Origin of the sequence: Ruminococcus sp. AF17-1AC (genome assembly GCF_003461385.1) — a bacterium.
Lineage (GTDB): Bacteria > Bacillota > Clostridia > Oscillospirales > Ruminococcaceae > Hominimerdicola > Hominimerdicola aceti.
Genome location: NZ_QTWZ01000001.1, coordinates 401,630 through 408,594 on the forward strand (window position 1 = coordinate 401,630; position 6,965 = coordinate 408,594).

Here is a 6,965-nt window from a genome sequence, read left to right on the forward strand (position 1 = left end):
TAAGAAAAAGCGTTACATTTATTAAGATGCAAAAAGAGCGAATGACGTTACGATCATTCGCTCTTTATATTTTGTTTACTTGTTTTTCTTTTTGCGTTTTTTATCCTCTAAAGGAGTCATGCTCTTTGCACAGATCGCCATTGTTGAAGCGTTGTGCAGAAGCGCTGAGGCTGACGGCTGTAAAAGCCCGAAAGCTCCTGACAGCAGAAGCACTGAATTGAACAGCAGTATAAATCTGTAGTTACTGTTTATTCGGTGCATTAGCTTTTCGCTAAGCTGTCTTATAGCCGCAAGCTGTGTAAGGTCTGCTCCACGAACTGTGATATCGGCAGTTTCCTTTGCAATATCGGAAGCGTCGCTCATTGCGACAGAAACGTTTGCCGCCGCAAGGGCTGGAGCGTCGTTTATTCCGTCGCCTACCATTATTACTCTGTGTCCATGCTCTTTGAGCTGTTCAACATATCTGTGCTTGTCCTCTGGGAGCACCTGCGCCCTGAAATCTGATATGCCAAGCTTCCGGGCGGTTATCTCGGCAGCCTTTGCGCTGTCGCCTGTGAGCATAATGATATTTGTTATGCCTGCTTCTTTGAGCTGTTTAACGGCTTCCTCAGCTTCAGGTCTAGGCGGGTCGCTTATGCAGAGCGCACCTGTGAGCTTGTCGCCTACAGTAAGATAAACTACCGAGCATGCTCCCGACTTTTCGTCGATCTCAGCCTGCTGTTCGTCTGTTATCTCTATGCCCTCGTCCTCGCAGACAAAATGCCTGCTTCCTATGATAGCACGTTTGCCGTGAAGCGTTGTTGAAATTCCGTGGGCAACTATATACTGCACCTCGGCGTGTTCCTCGGCATGGTCGATATCTCTATCGGCCGCACCCTTTACTATAGCTCTCGCTACGCTGTGAGGAAAGTGCTCTTCAAGGCAAGCCGCAATTTTCAGCGTTTCCGCCTCGGAGTAATCCCCAAGGGCTATTACCTTTTCAAGCACCGGCTCGGCGTTTGTAAGAGTGCCGGTCTTGTCAAAAACGATAGAGTCGGCAAGTGCGTATTCTTCAAGATATTTTCCGCCCTTTACCGTAACGTCATCATCAGCGGCTTCTTTAATAGCGGATATAACGGCTATAGGCGTTGAAAGCTTGATAGCGCAGGAATAGTCCACCATAAGAACGGAAACTGCTTTTGTGACATTTCTAGTAAACAGCAGTGTAAGACCAAAGGCAAGAAAGCTGTACGGCACGATAGAGTCCGCAAGACGCTCCGCTTTGCTCTGCACACCTGCTTTAAGGTTTTCTGAGTTGTCGATAAGTTCGATTATCTTGCTTATCTTTGTGTCGGAAGAAAGCTTGCGAACTTTTATCACAACTGAGCCTTCCTCGACAACTGTTCCCGCAAATACGCTTGCTCCTGCGCTCTTCATGACCGCAAGAGGCTCGCCTGTCATGGAAGCTTCATTTATGTAAGCTTCGCCCTCGGTTATCTGACCGTCAACAGGAATAACGCTTCCTGTGCGAACTCTTATGCAATCGTCCACCTGAAGCTGTGACATTGGTATAAGAGTATCAGCGTCCTTGCCTGCCAGCCATACCTGATCTGCCTTTATCGCCAAGCTGTCAGTAAGAGCAGCTCTTGTTCTCGCTCTTGTGTAATCCTCCAGCAAGCCTGATACAGAAAGCAGGAACATGACAGTGCCAGCCGTATTGTAATTTTTCTGGATAAGACAAGCGCTTATTGACGCTCCGTCAAGCACCTCAACTGTAAGCTTGCCGTCAAACAGTGCGCTTACGCCCTTTGCTATATATTTAAGTCCGCTGTACACGATAAGTGCTGCGCCTATAGGTGCAGGCAGAATAGCTTTTCTTATATATCTTTGCATCACAAGCTTTGCAAGGTCAGATTTGAATGTTCTGTCTATCTCCTCGGTGTCATACTGATTGTCGCTGACAGGTGCTAGGTCGCTTCCTCTGAGCTTTCTTACAAGTTCGACAGCTTCGGCTCTGTGACCCTCTTTATAGCGTATAAGTATTCCGCCGTTCTCATAGTGAGCCTCGCAGGCGATCGCCCACGGGTTTGACATAACAAGCTTATGTATCGACCGTTCAAGTTCTTTTGTGAAAGCGTTGCTACCACAGCGGAAACGTATGCGGCAGGGCTTGTCATAAACGATCTGAGCTTTCATTATTCAGTTACTTCTTCCTCGTTATCTATTCCTGCCTCGACCTTAGCGTCATAGCAGATGTCAGATGCTTCGTCCTTCATGCTTCTCAGTGCTGACTGAGCATCGCTCTTGAGCTTCATTCCCTTTGCAAGACCTGTAACGGCAAGCTCTCTTGTTTTCTTAGCCTTTACTACTTTCTTGCCAAGAATAACTGCGGCTGCTCCGCCTACTGCACACCAAAATTTCTCGTCTTTAAAACATTTTAACATAATTATTACCTCCTGTTTTCGTCTTTAAAGATTAGTAAGAACTAATTATTTAGGTATATACAGAAACTCTGTCAAAAGACCGGTTTTTTACAAGTCTTATGACAGATTCTTACCACGTTTTTATTATAATCCCAAGATGTTTATTAGTCAAGTCAAACCGACAAATTTAAAAATCATTTAAAACTATGTATAATTTTTTGCCGTAAGTTAATTTATTGCCATTTTTCTAACTTTTCATTTTTGGGTGAAGCTTTAGGATAATGTTAAAATGTTTATGATATCTTATCAGTAAACCGCAAGAATGAACATTACAACGAATAGATAATAATTGACAAAAACCATAAATTCGGGCTTTTATTTATATGTAAGTTATGCACACAACCAAAAAAATTATAACTTTTTGTTAAATCTGTTGAAGCCATAACAGAGTTATGTTAAAATATTATCATAATAATATGGGGAGGTCTGCGTTGTGGGTTATATTATCCATTATGATATATGTGCCCTTGTGATATATGCTATCACAGGAGTTGTATTCTATTTCAAGAAGCGTATTCCGTGCAGCAAGAATAAGGTCTTTGGCATTCTCGTGGGCGACTCGGCTTTGTCAACTGTTTTGGATATTTTAAGCGTGTTGTCTACCGGTGAATGGGGCATAGGGCTTAAAACCTTCTTCCATACGGCTTATTATTTTACACATAATCTTATTCCGTTTCTATTTGTGATCTATATACTTTTCCTGACGGACGGCTTTAAAGAGATGTCGGCACTTTTCAAAAGCTTTTTATATACACCGATGATCGTTGACCTTTTGCTTGTGATCACGACGCCTGCAACACATTTTATCATCTATGTGGATAGCCAAGGCGGTTATCATCGTGGCACTCTTCAGCCATTTACATACATTGTGGCGATTTATTATCTTATATTTGGCATCGTTTACGCAATGGGTAATAGAAGTATGCTCTCAAGACAGGTGGTCACTTCTATAACAGCCTTTATCTCAATGACGGTAGTGGCAGTGATTGTTCAGATAATCAATAAACATCTTCTTGTGGAGTGCTTTGCGGCGTCTGTATGTATGCTTCTAATAATGTTCACTTTGCAAAGTCAGGACGATATGATAGACCAAGGAACAAAAATGCTCAACTGGAGCAGCTTTGTCAATAGGTGTTCCATAAAATATGCCTCAGCTTCTGATTTTACATTATTGCTCATAAGGATACCGGATTTCAAAATGTTTATGAAAACCTTTGGCGGACGTTTTTCCAACTCTCTGTTAAGAAGCTTTTCCGACTATCTTTATAACTTTGTTAATCTGGGCGATGGATTTTATTTGGAGGACGAATGCTTTGCTCTTATGTTCCCGAAGGATTCTGAAAAGGTGGGGGAAACGTATCGTGCAATAAGGAAAAAGCTGTCTGAAAACTGGAATATAGGTACTGTTGATACTTTGATAACAGCCTGCTTTATGCGTATCGACTGCCCTGAGGATGTTGACAATGCAGATATGCTGGTGGACTTTATCGAGCAGTTCAAGCATCGTGAACCTGAAACGGAAAGACTTCTTCATGCAACTGACATAAACTTTTATGACAGCAAACGTCGAAGCGAGGTAGAGAATGCTATAGACAAGGCTCTGGATAATCGTGGCTTTGAGGTATACTATCAGCCGATATATTCAAGTTCAAGAAACAAGATAGTTTCCTGTGAAGCCCTTGTTAGGCTTAAGGATGAAAAGCTTGGATTTATCTCTCCGCAGGAATTTATTCCTATAGCTGAGGAAAATGGCAAGATACTCAAAATAGGCAAATATGTTTTCGAGGAAGCCTGCCGCTTTATAAAGAAAGGCATGGGAACTTCACTTGGTATCGAATATGTGCAGGTAAACCTGTCGGTAGTCCAGTGTATGCAGTCGGACCTTGTAGAGCAGCTTCTCAGCGTTATGGACAGATACAAGGTAGACCCGTCATCTATCTGTCTTGAAGTAACGGAAACTGCGGCGGTGTATACTCCGCACATTATGGAGAAAAACATCAAGACCCTTTCCGATTATGGTGTGAAGTTTGCACTTGACGATTATGGTACGGGATATTCAAATATGACATATCTTCTCAGCCTGCCTTTCAGATTTATCAAGCTTGAAAAGGAAATAGTCTGGGAATGTTTCAAGAGCGAAAAGGCGCATATTGCCATTGAGAGTACAGTGGCGATGATAAAGAAGCTCAATATGCAGATAGTTGCCGAGGGTATCGAGGACAAGCACCAACTCGACACGCTTCTTGGCATGGGCTGTGATTTCATTCAGGGATACTACTTCTCAAAGCCTGTTCCTGAAAAAGATTTTATCGAGGTGCTTAAAAAGAATAATACTCAGGCTGTGACGGTTTAAGCAGTCTGATGAAAAAAGCCCTGACTTCGGTCGGGGCTTTTTTTTCACATGGTTTTCACTTTGTATTAAGGTCTGTTTAAGTAAGGAACGCTATAATATAGTCATAACAAAACCGAGACGGGAGGCGTTCTTGTGAACGTAAGTAATATGGCTATTCTTATTATTACGGCTGTGCTGCTTTCTTTGCCGCTTGTTTTATCCGCTGCATTTTGTGTTGAAGAACGCTGGGGCTTTCTTTCACGAAAACATGATAAGTGGATAGACGAACATTACAGATAATAGGCAGACAGATAAGCATGAGTTGTACGCCATACAAATACAAGCGTATTTCACAAACATACATCGAAAAAACTATAAAAATTAGTCCATTTATACATTGACTTAATCACGCAAATTCGGTATACTATTTATTGTAACGTCAGCGTGGGAAAAGTACGCAGACAGGAATAATTCTATAGTTTATAAGGGGTTTGTGAAATGACAAAGGTTGTAAAATTCGGTGGAAGCTCTCTTGCAAGTGCTGAGCAGTTCAAAAAGGTAAAGGAGATAATCACAGCGGAAAGCTCAAGAAGATTTGTTGTGCCGTCTGCTCCTGGTAAAAGATTTTCAAACGATACAAAGGTAACTGATATGCTTTACGGCTGCTATGATCTTGCTGCAAAGGGCAAGGATTTCAGCAGCGAGTTCGACGCTATCAAGGAAAGATATTACGGCATAATCAATGATCTGGGTCTTGACCTTTCTCTTGAAAGGGAGTTTGAAACTATCAAGGCTTGCTTTATCGGCAAGGCAGGACGTGACTATGCGGCTTCCCGTGGCGAGTATCTTAACGGTATCGTTCTTGCTAAATATCTTGGATATAACTTTATTGACGCTGCCGATGTTATCTATTTTAACGATCAGGGTCAGTTCGATTCTGCAAGAACCAACGAGGTGCTTCCTCAAAGACTTGCTACACTTGACAATGCGGTAATACCTGGTTTCTACGGCTCAATGCCAAACGATACTATCAAGACATTTTCAAGAGGTGGTTCTGACGTAACAGGTTCTATCGTTGCCGCAGCAGTAAACGCTGATCTTTATGAGAACTGGACAGACGTATCAGGCTTCCTGGTATGCGACCCTAGAATTATCGACAACCCACAGCCTATCACTACCATAACATATAAGGAACTGAGAGAGCTTTCCTACATGGGTGCAGGCGTACTTCATGAGGACGCTATTTTCCCTGTAAGAAAAGCAGGTATCCCAATAAACATCAAGAACACAAACAAGCCTGAGGATATGGGTACAATGATCGTTGAGTCCACATCTCAGAAGCCTGCATTCACGATCACAGGTATAGCAGGAAAGAAGGGCTTTACTGTAGTTAATATCGAAAAGGATATGATGAACGCAGAGCTTGGTTTCGGCAGAAGAGTGCTTGAAGTATTCGAGAAGAATGGTATCTGCTTTGAGCATATGCCATCAGGTATCGACACAATGTCTGTCGTTGTTCATCAGGCAGAGTTTGCTCCAAAGGAGCAGGAGATAATGTCAGGTCTGCACAGAAACTGTCACCCTGATACAATTGATATTGAAACAGACCTTGCGCTTATTGCAGTTGTGGGACGTGCAATGAAGTCAAACAGAGGTACAGCAGGCAGAATATTCTCAGCCCTTGCACACGCTCATGTAAACGTAAAGATGATAGATCAGGGCTCTAGCGAGCTTAACATCATCATCGGTGTGAATGAGGCTGATTTTGAATCTGCAATGAAGGCTATCTATACAATTTTTGTTGATACACAGCTTTAATACAATATGAAAAATATGGCGGACGGCTTAGGTCGGTACTAATATAGAAGCTTTTCAACAACTATTATGAAAGACCTATACAGCAGGCTATAACTAAGAAATAAGAAAGACAGATACTTCATTTGACTGAGGTATCTGTCTTTTTGCGTTATATATCAAAACTTATTTGAAAATGCTATCCGGTTTATTTTCCAATGTCCCATTCTTAGCCAACGGCAAAGCCTCGCACTGACGCAGATGATGTTTTTTTGATCAGCTTACCCCTTGATCTCACTTATCACACCCTTATCCATTTCGTGTACAGTATCGCACAGCACGGAAATATCCTCCGCCGAGTGTGAGCAAATAAGGAT

At 42.4% G+C, this 6,965-nt stretch carries 5 protein-coding genes; 3 read left to right on the forward strand and 2 right to left on the reverse strand.

All coding sequences use genetic code 11. The features are described from left to right. Positions 1-75: 75 nt before the first annotated feature. Together DWW81_RS01730 and DWW81_RS01735 are read right to left on the reverse strand one after the other, a co-directional pair. On the reverse strand, positions 76-2,175 hold the full coding sequence (locus DWW81_RS01730; protein WP_117896485.1) for a heavy metal translocating P-type ATPase: 2,100 nt from the start codon (positions 2,173-2,175) through the stop codon (positions 76-78). Continuing rightward, on the reverse strand, positions 2,175-2,423 hold the full coding sequence (locus tag DWW81_RS01735; protein WP_117896486.1) for a DUF1490 domain-containing protein: 249 nt from the start codon (positions 2,421-2,423) through the stop codon (positions 2,175-2,177). The genes DWW81_RS01730 and DWW81_RS01735 overlap by 1 nt, the downstream gene beginning before the upstream one ends. Before the next feature lie 472 nt (positions 2,424-2,895). On the opposite strand from DWW81_RS01735, the gene DWW81_RS01740 reads away from it, so the two are divergent. The 3 genes from DWW81_RS01740 to DWW81_RS01745 all read left to right on the forward strand — a co-directional run bounded on the left by DWW81_RS01740 (position 2,896) and on the right by DWW81_RS01745 (position 6,612). Then, positions 2,896-4,815 (forward strand): bifunctional diguanylate cyclase/phosphodiesterase, encoded by a 1,920-nt coding sequence (locus DWW81_RS01740; protein WP_117896487.1) that lies wholly within the window; start codon positions 2,896-2,898, stop codon positions 4,813-4,815. A gap of 132 nt (positions 4,816-4,947) precedes the next feature. Continuing rightward, entirely contained in the window at positions 4,948-5,094 is a 147-nt protein-coding gene (locus tag DWW81_RS13175; RefSeq protein ID WP_181982639.1) for a hypothetical protein, read from the forward strand. 198 nt (positions 5,095-5,292) lie between these two features. Then, entirely contained in the window at positions 5,293-6,612 is a 1,320-nt protein-coding gene (locus tag DWW81_RS01745; RefSeq protein ID WP_117896488.1) for an aspartate kinase, read from the forward strand. Positions 6,613-6,965: the final 353 nt, after the last annotated feature.

What these genes read in the sequence shown, in the direction of transcription:
- DWW81_RS01730 (WP_117896485.1), bottom strand. Translation starts at nt 2,175, where the DNA reads ATGAAAGCTCAGATCGTTTATGACAAGCCCTGCCGCATACGTTTCCGC.
- DWW81_RS01735 (WP_117896486.1), bottom strand. Translation starts at nt 2,423, where the DNA reads ATGTTAAAATGTTTTAAAGACGAGAAATTTTGGTGTGCAGTAGGCGGA.
- DWW81_RS01745 (WP_117896488.1), top strand. Translation starts at nt 5,293, where the DNA reads ATGACAAAGGTTGTAAAATTCGGTGGAAGCTCTCTTGCAAGTGCTGAG.